Source organism: Paenibacillus sp. JNUCC 34 (assembly GCF_058269055.1).
The window spans coordinates 3,837,569-3,859,028 of sequence record NZ_CM177770.1; the positions used below are offsets into that span (position 1 = coordinate 3,837,569).

27 protein-coding genes are annotated in these 21,460 nt (G+C 47.4%); all 27 read right to left on the minus strand.

Annotated elements, in window-relative coordinates; translation table 11 throughout:
* Nucleotides 1–35: 35 nt before the first annotated feature.
* The 27 genes from ahrC to aroQ all read right to left on the minus strand — a co-directional run bounded on the left by ahrC (nucleotide 36) and on the right by aroQ (nucleotide 21,443).
* Entirely contained in the window at nucleotides 36–485 is a 450-nt protein-coding gene (gene ahrC, locus AC2TF5_RS18015) for a transcriptional regulator AhrC/ArgR (protein ID WP_491298531.1), read from the minus strand.
* Between the two features lie 31 nt (nucleotides 486–516).
* Nucleotides 517–999: a hypothetical protein gene (locus tag AC2TF5_RS18020; RefSeq protein WP_491298532.1), complete on the minus strand. Its 483-nt coding sequence runs from the start codon at nucleotides 997–999 to the stop codon at nucleotides 517–519.
* 69 nt (nucleotides 1,000–1,068) lie between these two features.
* On the minus strand, nucleotides 1,069–1,941 hold the full coding sequence (locus tag AC2TF5_RS18025; RefSeq protein WP_491298533.1) for a TlyA family RNA methyltransferase: 873 nt from the start codon (nucleotides 1,939–1,941) through the stop codon (nucleotides 1,069–1,071).
* Between the two features lie 20 nt (nucleotides 1,942–1,961).
* Nucleotides 1,962–3,869, minus strand: coding sequence for a 1-deoxy-D-xylulose-5-phosphate synthase (gene dxs / locus AC2TF5_RS18030; RefSeq protein ID WP_491298534.1), 1,908 nt, complete (start codon nucleotides 3,867–3,869; stop codon nucleotides 1,962–1,964).
* 116 nt (nucleotides 3,870–3,985) lie between these two features.
* Nucleotides 3,986–4,894 (minus strand): polyprenyl synthetase family protein, encoded by a 909-nt coding sequence (locus tag AC2TF5_RS18035; protein ID WP_491298535.1) that lies wholly within the window; start codon nucleotides 4,892–4,894, stop codon nucleotides 3,986–3,988.
* Nucleotides 4,884–5,141, minus strand: a complete 258-nt coding sequence (xseB, locus tag AC2TF5_RS18040; protein ID WP_491298537.1) for an exodeoxyribonuclease VII small subunit — start codon at nucleotides 5,139–5,141, stop codon at nucleotides 4,884–4,886. Before xseB ends, AC2TF5_RS18035 begins: the two co-directional genes overlap by 11 nt.
* Nucleotides 5,131–6,501 (minus strand): exodeoxyribonuclease VII large subunit, encoded by a 1,371-nt coding sequence (gene xseA / locus AC2TF5_RS18045; RefSeq protein WP_491298538.1) that lies wholly within the window; start codon nucleotides 6,499–6,501, stop codon nucleotides 5,131–5,133. Before xseA ends, xseB begins: the two co-directional genes overlap by 11 nt.
* Before the next feature lies 1 nt (nucleotide 6,502).
* The gene (gene folD / locus AC2TF5_RS18050) at nucleotides 6,503–7,360 is read right to left on the minus strand and encodes a bifunctional methylenetetrahydrofolate dehydrogenase/methenyltetrahydrofolate cyclohydrolase FolD (RefSeq protein WP_491298540.1); all 858 of its coding nucleotides are present in this window, start codon (nucleotides 7,358–7,360) and stop codon (nucleotides 6,503–6,505) included.
* A gap of 33 nt (nucleotides 7,361–7,393) precedes the next feature.
* A complete protein-coding gene (gene nusB, locus AC2TF5_RS18055) occupies nucleotides 7,394–7,852 on the minus strand; it encodes a transcription antitermination factor NusB (RefSeq protein ID WP_491298541.1) in 459 nt (152 codons plus the stop codon).
* A 167-nt stretch (nucleotides 7,853–8,019) separates the two neighbouring features.
* Entirely contained in the window at nucleotides 8,020–8,253 is a 234-nt protein-coding gene (locus tag AC2TF5_RS18060; RefSeq protein WP_208914635.1) for a DUF2273 domain-containing protein, read from the minus strand.
* Nucleotides 8,254–8,268: 15 nt separating this feature from the next.
* On the minus strand, nucleotides 8,269–8,808 hold the full coding sequence (gene amaP / locus AC2TF5_RS18065; protein ID WP_491298543.1) for an alkaline shock response membrane anchor protein AmaP: 540 nt from the start codon (nucleotides 8,806–8,808) through the stop codon (nucleotides 8,269–8,271).
* Nucleotides 8,809–8,875: 67 nt separating this feature from the next.
* The gene (locus tag AC2TF5_RS18070; RefSeq protein WP_491298544.1) at nucleotides 8,876–9,289 is read right to left on the minus strand and encodes an Asp23/Gls24 family envelope stress response protein; all 414 of its coding nucleotides are present in this window, start codon (nucleotides 9,287–9,289) and stop codon (nucleotides 8,876–8,878) included.
* 117 nt (nucleotides 9,290–9,406) lie between these two features.
* Nucleotides 9,407–10,750 (minus strand): acetyl-CoA carboxylase biotin carboxylase subunit, encoded by a 1,344-nt coding sequence (gene accC, locus AC2TF5_RS18075; protein WP_491298546.1) that lies wholly within the window; start codon nucleotides 10,748–10,750, stop codon nucleotides 9,407–9,409.
* Between the two features lie 53 nt (nucleotides 10,751–10,803).
* Complete coding sequence (accB, locus tag AC2TF5_RS18080) at nucleotides 10,804–11,301, minus strand: acetyl-CoA carboxylase biotin carboxyl carrier protein (RefSeq protein WP_491298547.1); 498 nt, start codon at nucleotides 11,299–11,301, stop codon at nucleotides 10,804–10,806.
* Nucleotides 11,302–11,474: 173 nt separating this feature from the next.
* Entirely contained in the window at nucleotides 11,475–12,281 is an 807-nt protein-coding gene (locus tag AC2TF5_RS18085; RefSeq protein WP_491298548.1) for a SpoIIIAH-like family protein, read from the minus strand.
* A gap of 58 nt (nucleotides 12,282–12,339) precedes the next feature.
* Nucleotides 12,340–12,978: a stage III sporulation protein AG gene (spoIIIAG, locus tag AC2TF5_RS18090; RefSeq protein WP_491298550.1), complete on the minus strand. Its 639-nt coding sequence runs from the start codon at nucleotides 12,976–12,978 to the stop codon at nucleotides 12,340–12,342.
* Nucleotides 12,979–12,992: 14 nt separating this feature from the next.
* On the minus strand, nucleotides 12,993–13,712 hold the full coding sequence (locus AC2TF5_RS18095; RefSeq protein ID WP_491298551.1) for a stage III sporulation protein AF: 720 nt from the start codon (nucleotides 13,710–13,712) through the stop codon (nucleotides 12,993–12,995).
* Nucleotides 13,713–13,737: 25 nt separating this feature from the next.
* Entirely contained in the window at nucleotides 13,738–14,934 is a 1,197-nt protein-coding gene (spoIIIAE, locus tag AC2TF5_RS18100) for a stage III sporulation protein AE (RefSeq protein WP_491298552.1), read from the minus strand.
* Between the two features lie 16 nt (nucleotides 14,935–14,950).
* A complete protein-coding gene (gene spoIIIAD, locus AC2TF5_RS18105; RefSeq protein ID WP_491298553.1) occupies nucleotides 14,951–15,340 on the minus strand; it encodes a stage III sporulation protein AD in 390 nt (129 codons plus the stop codon).
* A gap of 8 nt (nucleotides 15,341–15,348) precedes the next feature.
* Complete coding sequence (gene spoIIIAC / locus AC2TF5_RS18110; RefSeq protein WP_046680216.1) at nucleotides 15,349–15,552, minus strand: stage III sporulation protein AC; 204 nt, start codon at nucleotides 15,550–15,552, stop codon at nucleotides 15,349–15,351.
* A 14-nt stretch (nucleotides 15,553–15,566) separates the two neighbouring features.
* Nucleotides 15,567–16,085 carry a stage III sporulation protein SpoIIIAB gene (gene spoIIIAB, locus AC2TF5_RS18115; RefSeq protein ID WP_491298554.1) on the minus strand — a complete coding sequence of 173 codons (519 nt, stop codon included), beginning with the start codon at nucleotides 16,083–16,085 and terminating at the stop codon, nucleotides 15,567–15,569.
* Nucleotides 16,078–17,076, minus strand: coding sequence for a stage III sporulation protein AA (gene spoIIIAA / locus AC2TF5_RS18120; RefSeq protein ID WP_491298555.1), 999 nt, complete (start codon nucleotides 17,074–17,076; stop codon nucleotides 16,078–16,080). Before spoIIIAA ends, spoIIIAB begins: the two co-directional genes overlap by 8 nt.
* A gap of 86 nt (nucleotides 17,077–17,162) precedes the next feature.
* Nucleotides 17,163–17,429: a YqhV family protein gene (locus AC2TF5_RS18125; protein ID WP_491298556.1), complete on the minus strand. Its 267-nt coding sequence runs from the start codon at nucleotides 17,427–17,429 to the stop codon at nucleotides 17,163–17,165.
* A 179-nt stretch (nucleotides 17,430–17,608) separates the two neighbouring features.
* Nucleotides 17,609–18,862, minus strand: a complete 1,254-nt coding sequence (locus AC2TF5_RS18130; RefSeq protein ID WP_491302932.1) for an aspartate kinase — start codon at nucleotides 18,860–18,862, stop codon at nucleotides 17,609–17,611.
* Between the two features lie 312 nt (nucleotides 18,863–19,174).
* Complete coding sequence (gene efp, locus AC2TF5_RS18135; RefSeq protein WP_208914648.1) at nucleotides 19,175–19,732, minus strand: elongation factor P; 558 nt, start codon at nucleotides 19,730–19,732, stop codon at nucleotides 19,175–19,177.
* A 55-nt stretch (nucleotides 19,733–19,787) separates the two neighbouring features.
* Nucleotides 19,788–20,858, minus strand: coding sequence for a M24 family metallopeptidase (locus AC2TF5_RS18140; protein ID WP_491298557.1), 1,071 nt, complete (start codon nucleotides 20,856–20,858; stop codon nucleotides 19,788–19,790).
* Between the two features lie 138 nt (nucleotides 20,859–20,996).
* Entirely contained in the window at nucleotides 20,997–21,443 is a 447-nt protein-coding gene (aroQ, locus tag AC2TF5_RS18145) for a type II 3-dehydroquinate dehydratase (protein ID WP_491298559.1), read from the minus strand.
* Nucleotides 21,444–21,460 lie beyond the last annotated feature (17 nt).

Genomic DNA, 21,460 nt, shown 5'->3' on the forward strand with positions numbered 1-21,460 from the left:
CACCTCCAATCCCAATCCGATCAATCACCACTGTGTTACGATATAAATCCTTTAATCTGCGAAACGACCATCTCACTATCATCTTCCGTACGGCAGATCAACAAGATCGTATCATCACCGCATATGGTCCCCATAATATGTGACCATTCCATATTGTCCAACAGTACGGCTACGGAATTAGCTGTGCCGGGTAGACACTTCATAACTACCAGATTGCCTGTCCGATCGATGTGAACAAAGTTGTCAATGAGAGCACGTTTCAACTTTTGTACCGGATTATAGCGCTGGTCAGTCGGCATGGAATATTTGTATCGCCCATCGTCCATAGGCACTTTAATAAGCAGTAATTCCTTAATATCTCTTGATACGGTTGCTTGTGTCACTTGAAACCCCTCAGTCCTCAGTGCTTCAACCAGATCATCTTGCGTTTCAATTTCCTGATGGGTAATAATATCCCGAATTTTAATATGTCGTTGTCCCTTCATTTAAGAAGCCTCCTGAGTTTCATTCACTGATTTATTCATCGTTTCCAATCCATTCTTCGTCCGACCAATCCATGGTCACTCGCCGGACAGCATTTTCATTGAGGTCAATGTACAGCACTCCGGCACATTCCGGATACATCAACATAAACGGCATTAGTCGGTCTCTAATCCCGCTCCCTGTCCAATCCAGATGCTTGCGTTCACGAGACAGCTTTACAAGGTACAAGTCACCACTGCCATCCGTAACGACATAATCGATGAACAGACGGCTGTTAAGAGGGTGTTCATCCGTGTCGAAGGTCAAGTTAATCTTTACTTTTCCCCCGATCACTTCGAATCCTTCCTGCTCCATTAGCTCAATCGCCGGGTGATCTTGGATACGCTCATTGATGGGCACGCCCGGAAGCTGACTCGATGCCGGCGACATAAGCCAGCGGTTGAGTCGCCATGACAACAGCAGTATCGCAATAACCCCGATCATTACCATAAGAAGCCCATCATAACGTTCATTCATCCATTTTCACCTCGAACTTGTATTCGCGGATGAATGAAACAACTCCTTTTTTTCAGCAAAAGAAACTCATCACTTTGATGAGTTTCCCGTAAATGTATGAGCCGCCTGCTGTACAGTGCTATCGATCCATTGGCCCAACTGATCCGGGACTTGTTCTAGAGCATTCCCCGGTTCTTCCGATTGGGCTTGATTCTCCGGCATAATCCGCCAGTGAGCCAGAAATTCAATATTCCCTTCTCCTCCGGTTATGGGTGAGAAGGTAAGTCCTTTCAACTCAAACCCTAACTGATGAGCAAATGTAAGCACATGGGTAAGGACTTCACGGTGTACCTTAGGATCTCTTACAACACCGGATTTACCGACCTTTTCCCGACCTGCCTCAAATTGCGGCTTGATTAATGCTGCAACATCCGCAGGCTTTTGTAGCAGCGCCATAAGCGGCGGTAGAATAATCCGAAGCGAAATAAAGGATACGTCAATACTGGCAAAATTTGGGATTGGCCCGAGCAGATCATCAGGTGTCATATATCGGAAATTAGTCCGCTCCATGACACAGACTCGATCATCGTTTCGAAGTGACCAGTCCAACTGATTATAACCAACATCAATAGCATATACATATTCTGCCCCGTGCTGCAGCGCACAATCCGTAAAACCACCCGTTGATGATCCGATGTCCAGCATCGTCCGTCCCGTCATATCGATGCCGAACGTCTTCAATGCTTTTTCAAGCTTTAGCCCGCCTCGGCTTACATACGGATGAACCGATCCTTTTACCTTAAGTTCCGACGATCTAGGTATTTTCATACCAGCCTTTTCAATGCGCTCACTTCCGGAGTATACGAGGCCAGCCATGATGGCCGCCTTGGCTTTCTCCCGGCTTTCGTAAAAGCCCTGCTCAACGAGCAGGACGTCAATGCGTTCTTTTTGTGTCGACTCCATCTTTGTCTCCTGATCTGTCATTAGGACGAGAAACTTCTCTTGCCTACCGACGTTGAGCTGGAAGAGATTAACCCCCGGATTTCAGCGCATACCGCCTCAGTGGTCAAGCCTACCTCGGCCCGCTGTTCCTTGATGCTTCCATGCTCGATAAAGCGGTCCTCGATTCCCATAAGAGATACGACTGCATCATGGGTTCCCTGAGCCGCAAAAAATTCCAAAACAGCACTTCCAAGGCTTCCAGCTTGGGATGCCTCTTCCAGCACAACCATAGCGGTACCGGAAGCTGCCAATTTGCTCAGCATTTCTTCATCCAAAGGCTTTAAGAACCGGGCATTCACGATTTGGACCTGGATTCCTTCGCGTTTCAGCATATCTGCCGCTTCTTCAGCCAGTTGGACCATTGGACCCATAGCCAGAATGGCACAACCTTCCCCTGAACGAACCATTTCCCATTTTCCGATTGGGATAGGTACGAGCTCTGTATCTAGGGTTACGCCCTCGACATTAATCCGTGGATAACGATAGGCTATCGGTCCATCATTGTATTCAAGCGCCGTCTTCATCATATGACGCAGTTCATTCTCATCTTTCGGCATCATCAGTACAATATTGGGGATATGGCGCATAAATGCAATATCATATACGCCCTGATGAGTTTCTCCATCCGGTCCGACAAAGCCTGCACGGTCAATCGCAAACATCACGTTTGCATTATGACGGCATATGTCGTGGACGATCTGGTCATAGGCACGCTGCATGAACGTGGAATACACGGCGTATACCGGTTTCATCCCCTCCATGGCAAGTGCTGCACACATGGTTGCAGCATGTTGTTCTGCTATCCCTACATCGATCATACGCTCCGGGAACTTCTCGCTGAACGGAATCAATCCCGATCCGCCCGGCATTGCCGGGGTTACGGCTACAATCCGCTTGTCCTGCTCCGCGAGTTCTACCAGTGTCTGACCGAATATCTCAGTATACATTGGATTCCCCACTGCCTTTAATACTTGGCCGGATTCAATCTTGTAGGGTGAAATACCGTGCCACTTATGGGAATCGGATTCTGCAGGACGGTAGCCTTTGCCTTTGGTTGTAACCGCATGGATCAGTACAGGGCCATCGACATTGTCAGCCTGACGTAAGGTGTCGATCAGTTTGCTGAGATCATGCCCGTCAACGGGTCCCAGATACGTAAATCCGAGCTCTTCAAACAGAACGCCGGGCACCATCATATATTTAAGACTGTCTTTCATCCTCTCAGCCGTCTTCGCGAGTTTGTCGCCGATGGCCGGAATTTTCTTAAGCAGGCTCTCGACCTCATCTTTAGCCCGAAGATAGTATCGGTCAGAACGGATTTTGCTCAAATAATTGTGCATGGCACCTACGTTAGGCGCAATCGACATTTCATTGTCGTTCAACACAACCATCAGCTTCTTCTTCTCATGGCCGATATGATTGAGTGCTTCGAAAGCCATTCCTCCGGTCAGTGCGCCATCTCCAATCATGGCGATGACACGGTTGTTCTCACCTTTCAAATCACGCGCTAGTGCCATTCCCATTGCTGCCGACAAGGATGTGCTACTGTGTCCGGCTTCCCAGACATCGTGCTCACTTTCGGTTCGTTTAACAAAACCGCATAATCCTTTATGTTTCCGCAATGTATCGAATTGGTCCATCCGACCAGTCAAAATTTTATGAACATAAGCTTGATGACCCACGTCATATATCATCTTGTCCCGAGGACTTTCGAAACAATAGTGCAATGCCAGCGTGAGCTCAACCACTCCCAAATTTGATGCGAGATGTCCACCCGTGACAGATAGCTTCTCAATCAGAAACTGACGAATTTCTCCGGCAAGATCAGCTAATTCGCCAACTGATAGTTTTTTTAATTGATCTGGATCTTTAATATTCGGAAGCAGCACAAAAATCTCCCCGCTTTCCTTGTTTAAGTTTACATTTCATAAACAGCCCACCATTTCTTTGAGCTCATACATGAGACATTATATCATAAACAAACCGCTTGCACGTAATCCTCATATCAGTGATCCCGAGACTTTAGAAAATCCGCAATCTCGATCAGCCGGAGGGGATCAGCAAACCCAGCACCTGTAACAACCGCCTTCGCCTCAGACGTCAGACGCTCAACCTCATCCTTCGATGCCTCCAAACCGATAAAGTAAGGATAAGTCACCTTCTGCTGTTTAACATCACTCTGTGTCTTTTTCCCCAGCTTGGTTTCATCCCCTGTCAGATCAAGAATATCGTCCTGAATCTGAAAAGCCAGACCTATATGATGACCGTAGGTTCGGAGCGCATCCAATTGCTCATCTGTTACCCCGGCTATCCTTCCTCCAGCGATCAGAGAAAACATAATTAAATCACTTGTCTTGTGGAGATGGATGTATTCTAGTTGCTCCAAGCCTGTTAAGCCCTGTTCCCCTTCCATATCAGCGACCTGTCCGCCAACCATTCCCCGGGGACCTGCATATACGGCCAGGTCTTCCACAATCGACAACACACGCTCTGCAGGAATGCCAAACTTACGGCTCGCTTGAATTACATTGTAAAACGCATGTGTTAGCAGAGCATCCCCCGCAAGGATCGCGCCTGCTTCTCCAAATACCTTATGATTGGTAGGTTTCCCGCGCCGAAAATCATCATTATCCATCGCAGGAAGATCATCATGCACCAAAGAGTACGTATGTACCATCTCAACTGCACACGCTACCGGAAGCGCTGTCTCCCGGGTTCCTCCACCTGCCTCGCAAGCGGCAATAACCAGTAACGGACGCAGCCGTTTGCCGCCAGCCATTAATGAGTAATTCATCGCTTCCTTAAGACTGGAAGGTACATCCCATTCCTTAGGCAAAACATCGGACAGTGCCGTAGAGACTATATCACTTACCTCATTCATATAATAATCCAACGGACGACGATTATTCACCATTCTCCCCCGTTTCGTCAAGCATATTGCCGAAAGGACGACGTTTCAACTCTCCGCCTTCCTCAACAATCATTTCAATTTTCTGTTCCACTTGTTCTAACTTTTGACTGCACATTTGGGATAAACGCATTCCTTTTTGATATAGATCAATGGCTTTTTCCAAAGGTACGTCGCCGTCTTCCAGTTGACTGACGATCGTTTCCAGCTGCGTCATTGCTTCTTCAAAGCTCATTTCCGTTTCATTCGTCACGATTGTCATCCTCCTTCATTCCCCACACTTGACATTGCAGTCGGCCATCACTAACCTTCACATTCACCAGATCTCCTGGCTGTACATCATTTAATGATTTGATTAATCTGCGTTCCTGCTCATCATATACGAGACTGTATCCCCGTGACATGACTTTAAGCGGACTCAGTGCATCTAAATGTCTTATCTCTGACTGTAGATGCTGGATTTTCCTACGCATAAGCGATTGCATGGCTGCTGTCAGCTGACGGTGAGCCCCGTCCCATCGACGGGAGGCTGATTCCACCTGCACCTGTGGATTAAAGCGGATCAGACCTTGTTTCAATGATGCTTGCTGCTGGCGGCTCAGTGAAATTTTCGTTCGCAACGCCCCTTGAAGACGTATTTTCAGCATATCCAGGCGTTCTGCATGCTGCAGCATATACCTTCGAGGATATACAAGTACAGGGGAGCGCTGCAGTGCAGCCAGTCGTTCTCTGCTCCGACCCAAGCGCTGCTGCAATCCTTGCCGCAGCTGGCGTTCAAGCTGATTAAGGCGTGCCTTGACCTCGGAGGCATTCGGAACTGCAAGCTCGGCAGCTGCCGTTGGAGTTGCGGCACGGAGATCAGCAACAAAATCCGCAATCGTAAAGTCGGTTTCATGTCCAACAGCTGAAATAACCGGAATCGTGGACTGATATAAAGCCCGAGCCACAATTTCTTCGTTAAAAGCCCAAAGCTCCTCAAGAGAACCTCCGCCCCGGCCTACAATAAGCACATCCGCTTCTCCCATCTCATTCACCGATCGAATACCTTTAACAATCGACGGAGCAGCGCCCTTGCCTTGCACTAATACAGGATACAGGATGACCCGTACCTGAGGATAACGTCTCTTGATCGTAATCATAATATCTCGTACTGCTGCTCCGGTAGGTGAAGTAATCACCCCAACAGTACGCGGGAACAAAGGAAGCGGCCGTTTACGCTCAACTGCAAACAACCCTTCTTCCTCCAGTTTCTTCTTTAGCTGTTCATAAGCAAGATAGAGACTTCCGATACCGTCAGGCTGCATATGCAGCGCGTAGAATTGATACTGTCCATCGCGCTCATAAACGGACACGTTCCCGCGAGCTATGACACGGGAACCTTCTTTCGGAATAAACGGCAGCCTCTGGTTGTGAGCCGCAAACATGATCGCGCGGATCCGGCTGCCTTCATCCTTAAGCGTAAAGTACATATGACCGCTGGAGTGATGAGTGAAGTTCGATATTTCCCCTCGGATCCACACGTCCGACAACCGGGAATCACCCTCCATTTTCATCCGAATGTAACGGTTCAAATCCTTGACGGATAAGACGTTCTGTTGATCTAAAGACTTCATCTTAATCTATTCCATTCAGCCGCTTGGAAGCGAGCAGCGTATTTTGCATCAGCATCGTGATTGTCATTGGGCCGACACCACCTGGAACAGGCGTAATGTATCCTGCGACTTCCTTGGCACTGTCGTAATCCACGTCACCAGCAAGCTTTCCGTTATCCAAACGGTTCATTCCCACATCAATGACAACAGCACCCGGTTTTACATAACTTGCATCAATCATTTTGGCTCTGCCGATTGCAACAACGAGAATGTCGGCCATTTGGGCAATTTCATTCATCTTGTACGTGCGGGAGTGACACATGGTCACCGTGGCATTCTCACGCTGCAAAAGCAGAGATACAGGTTTACCAACGATGTTGGAACGTCCGATCACAACCGCATGTTTTCCGGCAATTTCAATACCTGTCCGCTTGATCATCTCGATAACACCTGCTGGTGTACAAGGGAGAAGACTATCATCTCCAATTACGAGATTACCAACATTTATCGGATGAAAGCCGTCCACGTCCTTTTCAACGGCTATGGCGTTAAGTACAGATTTTTCATCAATATGCTTAGGAAGAGGAAGCTGAACCAGTATACCGTGGATGTTGTTCTGACGGTTGAGCTTGTCCACTAATGCCAGAACTTCTTCCTCGCTGGAGGAATCAGACATACGATGAACTTCTGAGTAGAAGCCTAGATCGTGACATGCTTTTTCTTTGTTTCGAACATACACTTGAGAAGCAGGATCTTCTCCGACAAGTACGACAGCTAAGCCAGGACGAAACCCTCTGCCGGTAAGCATTTGTACTTCTTGTGCAATATTTCCCCGAATGTCTTCCGATATCGTTTTGCCACTGATGATGTCTGCTGTCATTTCAACCTCTCCCCTTAATCTCAAAAATAGTTACTAATCCTTCTTGAGCTTCGCCTTGACTTCATCCAGTTCCTGGAGCATTCGGCCCAGAACACCGTTAACGAATTTGCCGGATTCGTCAGTACCGAAATGCTTCGCAAGCTCGATGGCTTCGTTTACAGCCACTTTTCCAGGTACGTCTTCACGAAAGGCAAGTTCATATGCCGCCAAACGCAAAATTTGACGGTCCACACGGGACAAACGGCTGACCTGCCAGCCTTTCAAGTACTGGGTCAAAACGGCATCAATTTCCTCTCTTGCCGCCCAAGAGCCGTTAACAAGTTGAAGCACAATTTCTTTAACCTTGGCTTCATCACCAATTACTCGCTCTGTCTCGTTCTCCTCTGCAGCTTCGGAGAGCAGCATGGATACGGCCTCTGCACTGTCTACTTGGTTCATTTCCATCTGATACAGGCTCTGAACGGCAATCTCTCTTAGTACACGTCTTTTCATTATGTTCCTCCTGTGGACCTTGTTGTAATCCATTTTGTATTTAGTATGATCAATGAATGATTGATAAATATCAGCAAAAAAAAACCTGTGAGCGGCTCTCTCCGCAAAAACGGGCGAGATACAGCATGTCTCGGCTATTTTTTCCGGAGAAAGCATATCACAGGGTCTCATTTAAACGGCCGCCAACGCTCAAACAGCCAGCGCCCCCACTCCTGCCAATGAAACAGGGGGCCCTGCCGTAAGTCCCTTCGTTTACCGAAGGTATAGCCGATAAATACCACTAATGCAAAGAACAGCATATCCCAAAAACCGGATAATAAATAAATCAGGCCGCATATAATTCCGCTAGTTATACCAAATATACGCCCGCCGTGACTCTCCCACACTTGTTTCCATGGCATTCGGGAAGTTCACCTCTATTCCACGCGGCTCTTGAAGCTTGGTGCCTGAACCACGTTTGCTATATAGACAGATACATTTGATACGGGAATTCCCGTCGTATCCTCTACAAAATCATGTACCTGCTTCTGAACATCCGTCGTTAGCGTAGGAATAGACTCCTCACCGTCCACGACAGCACGAATAGCAATCTCTAATCCGGACTGGGATACCTTAATACGTGACTTCAAATCTTTGACGCCCCGTACCCTGGAGGCCGCTTTCAGACACAAATTTTCGATAGTCTCCACCGAAATTTGAATATCTCCAAATTCCGTCCGCTGATCGATTGAATTCGTAACCGTGCGGTCGCGGCGAATTGAGATGTAGAAAAATCGAATGCTAAGCAGAAACAGTACGGACGCCACTATAATTCCAGCCCAGAAGAACTGTTGTTTCTGATTATACGTTAGATCATACGGTATAGCGCCGCTCAAGAGGAGGATGGCAACTACAGAAATCACGCCGATACTCAGGCTGTATATAAACAGCATAAGTCTGTCCACAATTTTAGCCACGAACAGCACAGCCTCCTTAAAATTAGATTAAACCCTCGACATGTCTGTCGGGGGTTAGGGTATAGCATTATTTCACTCGCTGAACCACGTCAATATCTTCGCTCTTCTCGGAGGATTTCACGAATTGAACGTCATGAATATGTACGTTGACTTCTACTACAGTCAGTCCGGTCATATTCTCGATAGAACGTTTCACGTTGCGCTGGATTTCTCCGGCTACTTCAGGAAGACGATGACCGTATTCTACGATTACCGATACATCCACAGCTGCTTCACGCTGTCCAACTTCAACGGAAACTCCTTTAGACAAGTTCTTGCGTCCAAGCAGTTCAACGAATCCGCCTGCAAATCCGCCACTCATTCCCGCAACACCTGACACCTCAACTGTCGCAAGTCCTGCAATCACTTCAATAACTTCCGGGGCAATTTGAATTTGACCAATTTCTGTGCGTTCAAATTCCGTCGGCAATGACTCTACCATGTCTCAACACACCTTTCAAAAACAAGTTGGCGGATGCATAGGACGAATCAAGGCATCCGCTTCTTATTCACATACTATATCATCTGCCACTGCTAATGACAAACGATAAAAGACACATTAAATCTCATTCTCTTCCAAAAATTTAATGTCAAAGTCACCTTTCAAAAAGGTCGGATGATTCAGTAGCTTCTGATGGAATGGAATAGTTGTATGGATCCCATCTATTTCAAACTCCATCAGAGCACGCTTCATTTTTGCAATAGCTTCCTCTCGGGTTGGTGCCCAAACGATAAGCTTTGCAATCATGGAGTCGTAATAAGGTGAGATCGTATATCCAGGATAAGCTGCACTATCAACACGAACGCCAGGTCCTCCTGGAGGCAGATAGAACTGTATCGTTCCCGGTGCAGGCATGAATCCTTTGTCCGGATTCTCCGCGTTAATGCGGCATTCAATCGACCAGCCGTTGATAACAACTTCTTCTTGGGTAAAGGATAACGGATGACCTTCAGCAACCGATATCATTTCCTTAATCAGGTCGACACCTGTCACCATTTCCGTTACCGGATGTTCAACCTGGATCCGGGTATTCATCTCCATGAAATAAAACTGCCCATCCGAACCAAGTAAAAACTCCAGCGTACCAGCTCCCGAATAATTAACCGCTTTAGCTGCGCGAACAGCGGCTTCTCCCATACGTGTCCGCACATCCTCGGTTAACACAGGACACGGTGCTTCCTCAACAAGCTTCTGGCGGCGACGCTGTACGGAACAATCACGCTCTCCCAGATGTACGGCATTACCGAATTTGTCGGCAATGATCTGGATTTCAACATGCTTCATCCCGGTTAAATATTTCTCGAGGTATACACCAGCGTTGCCAAAAGCTTTCTGTGCTTCCTGCTGCGCTGTTGTAATCTGCTTGATGAGTGATTCCTCATCGTCAGCGATCCGGATCCCCTTACCGCCACCGCCAGCAGTAGCTTTAATAATAACGGGGTAACCGATATCTCTTGCGAGCATAACAGCTTCATTCAAGTCCTCAACCAGGCCGTCGGAGCCCGGTATAACCGGTACCCCTGCGTCTTTCATCGTTTGCTTGGCGACAGCTTTGTCTCCCATACGGGTAATCGCATCTGCAGATGGACCTATAAAAGTAATGTTGCACGATTCACAAATCTCAGCGAAATCGGCATTCTCCGCAAGAAATCCATATCCCGGGTGAATTGCATCACATTCAGTTAACGTAGCAACGCTCATAATATTAGTAAAGTTCAAATAACTGTCTTTGGAAAGGGTCGGACCGATACAATAAGCTTCATCCGCAAGACGAACATGCAGAGAATCACGGTCAGGCTCTGAATAGACAGCCACCGTGGATATTCCAAGCTCATGACAGGCCCGGATAATACGAACAGCGATTTCACCACGGTTCGCTATCAGCACTTTCTGAAATGTCATGCAGGTAACCTCCTTCGGACTCAAGTAGCTCTTATTCTTGGCGAGTATGGAGTTCAATCCGGTCTCACCAGAAATAAAGGCTGTCCGAATTCCACTAGCTGCCCGTTCTGAGCCAGAACTTCTACAATTTCCCCTTTGATATCAGCATCCAACTCATTCATGAGCTTCATGGCCTCGATAATACAAACGGTTGTTTTCTCTTCCACCTTGTCACCTGAGCTAACAAACGCCGGAGCTTCAGGGGAAGGGGAACGGTAAAAGGTTCCTACCATCGGCGACGTGATTTTATGTAACGAACTTGCTGCATCCAGGGCGGAGGATTCCGTGCTGGATGTGGCAGGCTGGCTTACCGCTGCAATCGGCTGAATAGCCTGAGGCAGTACTTGAGGTGCAGGTATGAACGCCTGAGGAGCTGTCTGAAGGTTTACAACCTCAGCAGCACGAGGTTTCTTGATGGATAAACGCGTGCCCTCACTCTCAATTTCCAGCTCCTGTACGGAGGTTTGATCCACAAGCTTGATCAATTCCTTAATCTCGCTTAATTTAAACATTCTCGACTCTCACTCCTTCACTTTCTTAGAAGCCCTACTTCGGACAGTCAGTCAATAACTTAGAGTATTATATCACAATCCAAAGAAATAGAAAGAGTCCAAGAGAAACCCCGGACTCTTTCGCTTTTTTTCGGTTGAAGGAGACAGTATTCGCGCTTTTATGCGTTCCAATATTATGGAGTAACGTATTGAACGCTCACTTTATCTTGGCCCACTTTTAATTCTTTCATTACCATATCAACGATACCAGCAGCCCGCTTGGCATCCAACTGATCACTCAAAACCACAACATTATATCTGTCATTGTCCTCTTTAACAACCGCATTCTCGTATTGCTGCTGCAGCTCTTCTTCAATACTCAACAAAATGGATTCTTTATCTTCTATCTGCTTCAATTGCTCTGTAACCTGTGCAGTCACTTCTGCCGTGTTGCTCTGGTTGCCTAGCTTCGTCATTAACTCATCATACAACTTCATGTTTTTGTTGGCACGATCAAGTTGATAAGACTCCAGCTTACTGGATGCCGAATTTGCTTGAGCAGCAACCTGCTTCAATACATCTTCTTCGGTTTTGGCAGAGTCTTTCGATTCTGCTGATTCGTTAGCCTTTGCATCTTTCGCCTTTGTATCTTTCTCCTTTGGATCTTCCGCTTTTGGATCAGCGACTTTGTCCGGCGCCTTGTCACCCGCAGCTTTATCTTGTTTGTCTGTTTCTTTAGTACCTTCTTCTTTCGCCACGCTTCCAGTTTCTTCACTAGCACCGGAATCTCCAACGATACCCTCAGGAGTAATTTCGTTCAAAACCAGTTCATCACTATCAGCTGGTGTTCCCTCTGATGATTTTGGGTTGCTCGCCTGTGTGCTTTCAGCTACTTTAGGAGCCGATGGACCGGAGTCATCCGTAAAAAGATAGTATGCGGAAAGAATGACCATGAGGCTTAACATTGAAACTAACCAGATTGTTTGTCTTTTGTTATTCATTTAGAATACTTCCTCCTTTAAATAACTGCTTGAATAAGGATCGGCTTGCTATCTTTTTCTATTCCTGCTTACGTGGGACAACCGATATTTTGTAACTAGGTACATTCAATCCTCTCTGAACGGCATCCACGATCAAACTGCGGACGACTTCATTTTCAGCACCTTTAGCCACAACCATTACTCCTCGGACATGAGGTTTTATCTTTTTGGTTATGATAGGTGTCTGGTCACCGGAGGCATCGTAGGTTACGATCTGTCCGTCACGGGTATAACTTGTTGCATGCCTTTTACCGCCATTAGCATCAGTCTCTTCTGTCAGCTCTTGGGTATCCTTTACATTCCGCTGTACGATGATTTCTTCCGTCGATTCCACCGTCACCATTACATCTACAGCTCCGACACCAACAATCTGCTCGAGCATCACTTTCGTTCTACCCTCAAACTCCTGCTCTATGCTTCCAAACTCGCTGCCTCCGCTTCCAGCCGGGGATTGAACAGATGTCGTCACCGCTTGTTCCGGCGGTTCTCGGCCGATGTTCTCGTTATCGAGCTTTTTTACATTAACAAAGGAGTTAAACAGCATGATGGCAACCCCGATGAGGCCAAGTATGATCAACCAGCGAAAGGTTTGCATTCTTTTGACCCCTCCGGCTCCACCACCCAACCATTGTTCCACCTTTTTCAGCCATTTCCCCAATATCCTCACCTCCATCACAATTTGGTTTGAGTCTCACTTCCACTTGAATGTATCGATATTTGATCGGGTTCCAGATCCCAGCGGCTGCGTAAGAGATCCCTGACAGGGGCTTCTCTGGCCTCCATGGCAGCATCCGCTTTCAAGGAATCCTCGTCCTTGGTTTTATCATCCTTGGAACCGTTACGGTTAATCTCCACATTGACACGGATCGTATCCACTGGTTTAATAGGTTCCGTACCTTCAGCCGGGGGGGTCTTTGCTGCTTCAGGTTTAACCGGATCCCTCAGACGAACTTCAACCGAGGAGATAACCGCACTACTTGCAGAACCTTCTCTTGGCGCGGCCAGGGCCACTTTCACTTCCTCAACCGGTTCCCCTATTTCAGCAATAATTTGATCTTTCATCTGCCGAGCTATCTCTTCTCCAGCCCACTGTAAACTTTGCTTTTGCTGAACGTTTTTCAATTTCTCCGCCTGTGCTAGGATATAATCCAGCTCCGCTTCCTTTGGAGTGCTCTTGTCGCTCTCCACACGTTCAAGATCAAGGGCCAGCTGTTTTTCCGGCGGCTCCGTCAGAAAGCTGATTAACGGCCGGAGTAGTGCTAGCAGGATCAGCATGCTCAGCACCAGTCTGGCGTACCGCTGCATCGTCTTGCTGGGTAAGATCAGATCAACGAAGGCTGCAAACATAACGACCATGATTACGCTTTTCAGCCAGCCGCTCAGCCATTCCATATCGATCCTCCCCTTTCCTCATTACTCACCTCATCATGACAGTGATGTTAGCGGTGGTGAGTATTATCGTGATTGCCAGAAAAAACATCATGCTAACTGCAGCCAGAGCAGCAAATACATACAGCATCGTTTTGCCGATGGTGTGCAAGCAGGTGACGATCGGAGTTTCCCCAAGCGGCTGCATAACTGCTGCAGCAACGTGGTATATAAGCGCCAGGATCAGAATCTTAATAGCCGGAAATGCGCAAAGGAACAAGATAATAATGACGCCTGCCAGTCCGATCGAGTTTTTAACGAGCAGGGATGCCGAGATTACTGTGTCAGTAGCATCAGCGAACATTTTTCCGACAACTGGCACGAAGTTTCCTGTAACATACTTAGCTGTACGTATGGCTACACCGTCCGTAATAGAGCTAGTTATTCCCTGAACTGAAATCACCCCGAGGAATATGGTCAACAGAACTCCCAGAACACCCATTCCAATTCCTCGAAGCAGATTTCCAAGTTGAGTCAGCTTGTACTTCTCGGACAAGGAGCTAACAAGATGCAGTACAGCTGAGAAGAATAATAACGGAAACACGATCGTGCTAATTAGCGTTCCTACGGTATGTACCATGAAAATGACCAGGGGATGTGCTACAGAAACGGTGACGATATTCCCCATCGATGCAAGCAGTGCGAACAGCAGCGGAAGCATGGCCATCATAAAATCAATCATTCGGTCGATCGCTTCCCTGGCATAACCGACTGTTATATTAAAGCTGTTGACGGCTATAACTAGCACAACCATGTAACAGATTGTATATGCAACCCGGCTTATCGTACTTTTCTCAAAGGCCGTTTGTAAATTTTCCAGGATCATACTCAAAATGCTCAGCATGACAATCGTAGCCAGCAGCTTGCCGTTGTACAGAACTTCATGCCACATAAAGCTGCCGATTCCAGAAAGTACACCCTTCAGGCTTAATCCTTGTCCCCCGGGTAGCAGCATATCCATGAGAGACGGAGTCCTGCCTTCCGGAAAAAAACCACCGTAATCCTTCATCAACTGGTCCCAGTACTCTTCAACTTGACCGGTGGGAAGCTCTTTCGTCTGTTGTTCCACCCATTGATCAGCCGGTGAGTCCGCATAAGCTGTGGAGCCCATACCGATGAATAACAGCAACAGGAGCATCAGCAATGTAATCAGGGGCCTTATGTGATGATGCCGACGTTGGATCATACTATCCCCCGCTTTCTCAGGCCGGAAGGAGCTTCAGAACCGTCTCGATAATGATGCTGATGATCGGCACGGCGAGAACCAGAATTAGTACTTTTCCCGCCATTTCTATTTTGGAGGCAATCGATTCTTGCCCAGCATCCCTCACGACCTGCGCCCCCATTTCGGCTATATAAGCTATTCCTATAATTTTCAGCACCGTTTTCAGATAGATCACTTGAACCCCTGAACTCTCGGCGAGTTCTTCCAACATCCGAATGACATTCCCGATTTTACCAATGAGGAAGAGAAAGATCATGACACTGGTAGAGACCGCCAGCAAAAAGGCAAAGATCGGCTTCTGTTCCTTGACGACAAGTATGAGAATGGTGGCTATAAAGCCGAGCCCCACCACTTGGATGATTTCCATAGTTCCACCTACTGGAAGAGGAATATCGTTTTAATTTCCTGAAGCAGATCATCCAGTAGCCGAACGACCATGAACAGGACGACGACGAACCCGATGAGCGTAACCCAGTGAGCCATATCCTCTTTTCCCATTTGTTTCAGCACTGTATGAATCATGGCTATGATAATGCCGATCCCTGCAATCTGGAAAATGGCATTCACTTCAATGTTCATTCCTTGGCACCTCGCTAAAAGATCAAAATGACGACCAATGCTCCAACAAGCAGTCCCAAGCTTTTGCTCATTTTTTCATACTTGGCTTGGTCCTCTCTAGCCGCCGCTTCCTCATGCTTGAGCTGGCTGGCGGCCAGTGCAATATGCTTCATCTGGTCCTGCCTGTCGCTGGTGCCAAGCACGCCGCTTAGCTGCTCCAACGCTTCTCTTTCGGCGGATTTCATGCTGGTCCGTCTCCAATGCGCGTTCAAAGCTCTTCGTATGCTGTCCTGAGCGGATAAACCATACTGTGGACTCATGTACCCGGCTGCAGCCGTAAACAACGATTTCAATGGCTCACGCAGGCCTTGTCCGATCCGCTGAAGCGCTTCAGGCAGCGGGGTAAAGCCATAGCTAATCTCCGTCTCAAGACGCTGCAAGGCTAATATGAGTTCCCGGATTTGTCTAGGCCTGGTTGCGAACTGCTGGGCTTGAAAAAAACCAGCTAACGTTCCCGCCACCAATACGATGGCCGCCCCTATCAATTTAAGCAAGGGCATCACCGCCTTGACCTCTGCCCCCGGTAGTCTGAAGTGTCCGCTGTCCGACATCCTGAAGCCGGAAAGATCTTCCCTCGCCGTTTCGGGCAAGTACAACGTACATTTCGAACATCCGATTATTCACGAGTCCCGCCAGACCAGGTCGCCCTCTCATATCCTGAACCGATGAACCGTGTGCAGTAGCGATAACACTGATCCCGGCGTGAAGTGCCTCAGTGACGGCCTCGGCATCCTCTGGACGCCCAATCTCGTCCACAATCAAGACATCCGGTGACATGGAGCGGAGCATCATCATCATCCCCTCAGCCTTAGGACAGCCGTCCAGTACGTCCGTTCTCGGTCCGACATCAAACCCTGGCACACCGCGCTGACAACCTGCGATTTCAGAGCGCTCGTCAACAATACCAACCTTTATACCTGGCCAGTGAATGTTAGATCTCCCCCAAAAACCGGAGCTGATCTGTCTTGCAAGATCCCGGACCAGCGTCGTTTTTCCATGCTGCGGAGGAGACATAATGAGCGTATGCAGCACTCTTTTTCGCTTGGTGTCCAGCAGGTAAGGCAAAATTTCATCTGCGGCTCCTTTTATTTCCTTAGCTATCCGGACGTTGAAACCGCTAATATCCCGAATGTGCTCGACTTTCCCACCACTTAGTACCGTTCGCCCGGTAAGACCGATTCGGTGCCCCCCGGGTATGGTGATAAATCCTTTTCTCAGCTCTTCTTCCATCGTGTAAAGAGAATGGTTGCTTATGAGATCCAGTAGTCTGTGCCCATCTTCCCGAGTCGGTTTGTACGCTTCGTCGGGTCTCAGAATTAGTTCACCGTTTCGGCTTACGAAGTGAAACTTGCCCCCAGTATTAATTTCCAGCGAACGGCCCTCCCGAATACGGACTTCTTCCAAGCCTTCCAGAACATCTTTCGGCAGGTTCAGCAGAAGCTGCTTTACGTTCTCGGGAAACAGCTCCAACCAATTCATTGTCATTTCGGCTTCCCCCAAGCAGTTCTTTTCTTGAAGTACTTCTTATCCTCATGTGTATGCTTGTACTCCGTATTTATGCAGCGAATCTATCATTTTTTTAATATTCCGTATAAAAGAAATGCCACACCGCACAATACCCAGCCGATCTTGCCCCAAGATATCTTATCGGCCATACCAACGAGCCCGATGGTGGTCGTCAGGATCAGGATAAGCGGTCCCGTTAAGGCCAGAGTCGAATTGACTACCAGCGCTTTATCAACTTGGTTTAATCGGAGCATAATGAGCGCTGCCACAATCTCCAAGCTGCCAGAGAATATCCTCAGCGACGCCATACCGGTAACAAACTTGTCCATCATGCTGAAACCTCCTTTTTACTTGATTTGACAGCAATATGAAATTTTCACTTTCTTATATTTTAAAATATGCTCTACTCTCTTGATTTATCTCTACTTTTTTGTACATTCATAGAAAAGAATTGAACGCCAAAAATCCCGGCCTATGAAAGACCGGGATTAAAAGTAATAGTTTATGCTGTTTATCTACGCTCCTGCGGACCTCCAACAGTCGCCTGTTGATCCGTATCCAGCCCGTAAGCGGTATGAAGCGCCTGAACCACATTTTGCAGGTTTGATCCGTCAATAACACACGAAACCTTAATTTCAGACGTACTGACCATCTTAATGCTAACGCCCTCTTTTGAAATAACATCGAACATTTGGGCTGCTACGCCTGGATGACTGACCATGCCGGCTCCAACGATGGACACCTTAACCAAGTTATCTTCGAAAGTAACTCGACGAAACGGGAGTTCATCTCGAATTCCTTCAATAACAGAAAGTGCACGCTCGCGGTCACCAAGAGATACCGTAAAGGAGAAGTCAGCCTCGCCGTTCAGAACACCGCTCTGTACGATAATATCGACGTCGATTTCTTCCTTAGCGAGTTCTCCGAACATCTTCGCCAAGACTCCCGGAAAATCGCCTACTCCCAAAATACTGATTCTTGCAACGTTTTTGTCGTATGCGATCCCGCTCACCACTACACCTTGTTCCATGTTAGCCTCCTCCTTAACAACCGTTCCCTCGTTATAATTAAAGCTGGATCTAACAACCAGCTGAACCCGGTTATGCTTCGCATACTCCACAGCACGCGGATGCAGTACAGCAGCACCCAGATTTGCAAGCTCCAGCATTTCATCGTAGGATATCTCATTTAGCTTTCGTGCGCATTTCACAACACGAGGATCAGTCGAATATATGCCGTCTACATCTGTATAGATCTCGCATACATCGGCATGAATGGCCGCAGCCAGCGCTACGGCTGTTGTATCCGAGCCACCGCGCCCGAGTGTCGTTATCTCTCCATCATCCGACATGCCCTGAAAACCTGCGACGATAACAATTTTCCCATCGTCTAGAGCTTTCTTAACACGAACCGGTGAGATATCCGTAATTCTGGCTTTCCCATGAACCGGCTCTGTACGGAAACCGGCCTGCCATCCCGTATAAGACACCGCCTCACGCCCCAAGCTGTGAATTGCCATCGACAGCAGGGACATCGATATCTGTTCACCTGTTGTCATCAGCATATCCATCTCACGCGCGGGAGGATTTGGATTCAACATTTTGGACTGGTCGATCAACTCATCTGTCGTATCCCCCATTGCTGACACGACAACTACACACTGGTGACCCTCATCTTGCTTCTCAACGATTCTTCGGGCGACGCGCTGCATCCGTTCCGTATCTCCCACGGAACTTCCTCCGAATTTCATGACATACAGTGACAACGCTTCATTCACTCCCCACTCTTGTTCGATATGTATCAGTTAGTTTCTCGCTTTAAATCAGTATAATACGAAAGTGCTCGGTTGCGTCAAGAATTTTCAGATAAGATTCAGAAAATTCGACAAATATTTTCTTTCAGAGGTGTTTTTTTTATATTTTATGGCTGGATAACCGGATATATGAGGAAGAAGACACATGGTTAAATTTCGATAAACCTTAAGAAGATCACTATGAAATACAAAAAAGCAAGCCATCAAAGAATGAATCCTCGATGGCCTGCCGTCTTCTTTATATCGGAGTGATGTCCTTGTCAATTACGCACGGGAGATGTACTTGCCTTCACGAGTATCGATGAGCAGTACATCTTCTTCGTTAATGAAGAGAGGAACTTGTACGTTCAGTCCGGATTCTACTTTGGCATTTTTGGTAGCGCCTGTAGCCGTGTTGCCTTTAATACCAGGCTCTGTTTCAACAACCTTCAGCTCAACGCTGTTTGGCAGGTTAATTCCAAGGATTTCACCCTGATAGCTAATGATATGAACATTCATGTTCTCTTTCAGGAAATTCAGTTCCCATTCAAGCTGTTCGCTAGTCAAGCTGAACTGATCATAAGTTTCGTTGTCCATAAATACATGCTCTTGACCGCTAGCATACAGATACTGTACACCACGGTTCTCGATAATAGCCCGGCCAATCGTTTCACCTGCACGGAAAGTCTTCTCAACGGTGTTGCCGTTACGAAGATTTTTTAGCTTGGAGCGAACAAAAGCTGCACCTTTACCTGGTTTAACGTGCTGAAAATCCAAGACGGTAAAAATATCCCCATCTACTTCTACGGTTAATCCTGTTTTAAAATCGTTGACTGAAATCATGCGATTCCCTCCTAGAGATAAGTTCATAGATTCACTAGCTTAATATTTGCAATGATTAAAGGACGGTGTATTCTTTGCTTGAGCTCGTCAAGATATGAATACCCGTTTCGGTGATCACAATATCATCCTCAATGCGAACACCGCCGAGACCCGGCAAATAAATGCCCGGTTCTACGGTCACAACCATACCTGGCTTCAATACATCATCGCTAAGTTTGGACAGACGCGGAGATTCATGAACCTCCATGCCAAGACCATGACCTGTACTGTGACCGAAGTACTCGCCATAACCATATTTGGTGATGATATCACGGGCCAGAGCGTCCGCTTCGCGTCCCGTCATGCCTGGCTTAATATGATCCAGCGCGTGAAGCTGTGCCTCCAGTACGATATCATAAATTTCTTTCAATTTCGGATCCGGTGTACCCACCGCGATCGTTCTTGTCAGATCGGAACAATACCCGTCCAGCAGCGCCCCGAAATCAAACGTGATGAATTCATTCCCCTTGATAACACGCTCGCTTGCGACACCGTGCGGTAAAGCTGAACGCTCACCGGAAGCAACAATCGTATCGAATGATGAAGACGTCGCGCCATGGCTGCGCATGAACATTTCCATCTGCAGATCAATTTCCCGCTCTATCTTTCCTGTCTCCACAATACTTAAGACATGGCTAAAGGTGGCATCTGCGAGATCCGCAGCACGCTGCATAACCTTTAATTCCTCACTGTCCTTAAATATACGCAGTTCCTCTACAAGACCAGATACCGGAACTAGACTAACTGGCTTCAGCTGTTCCGTATAAGCAGCAAAAACTGCGTATGTAACATGCTCCTGCTCAAAACCGAGAGATGTGATCCCTTCAGTTGCAAGTAGCTCTTTTACCGTGTCCATAACTTTGGAGCCATGCTCAACGACTGTAAATCCCGCAGCCTGTTGAGGGGCCTGTGTCATGTAACGAAAATCCGTCAGCAGATAGGATTGCTCGCGGGTAATAAGCACATAACCCGCAGATCCGGTAAACCCGGTCAAATAACGCCGGTTGATTGGACTTGCAACAAGCATTGCAGACAATTCATGACTTTCCAGCTTCTCACGCAATTGTTTAACCCGTTTGTTAGCCATTTACTTCCGTCTCCTCTCCCCAAGAAGAAACACCTTTGTCGTCCTTGTTAAAGGGCGGCGGCGTTTCTTCGCGCAATATAAGCCAAGTATGCAATATTAAATTGATACTTTCTTATATTTGTACAAAAACACATTACTTTACGAATTCGGGCGTTCCAAAACGTCCATCAGTGCTCTCAAGCCAAGCTCATAACTGGCAGCACCAAAACCCGAAATCTGTCCCGCACAAACCGGAGCAATAACTGAGGTATGGCGGAAAGATTCTCTGGCATGAATGTTGGATAGATGCACTTCCACAGTAGGTACTTTTACAGAGCTTATCGCATCGCGAACCGCATAGCTGTAATGTGTCAGCGCTCCTGGATTCAACAGAATTCCATCTGCCTGTCTCATTGCCTCATGAATCCGGTCAATAATTGCACCCTCATGGTTCGATTGAAAGAAGGTCAATTCGATTCCGGCGGTGTCCGCCTGTTTACGCAAACAATCCTCAATACTCTGCAGGCCTTGTGAACCATAAATCCCCGGTTCACGGACTCCCAGCAGGTTCAAGTTCGGTCCGTTAATCACCCATATGGATTTCATAGGGTTTCCCACCTTTT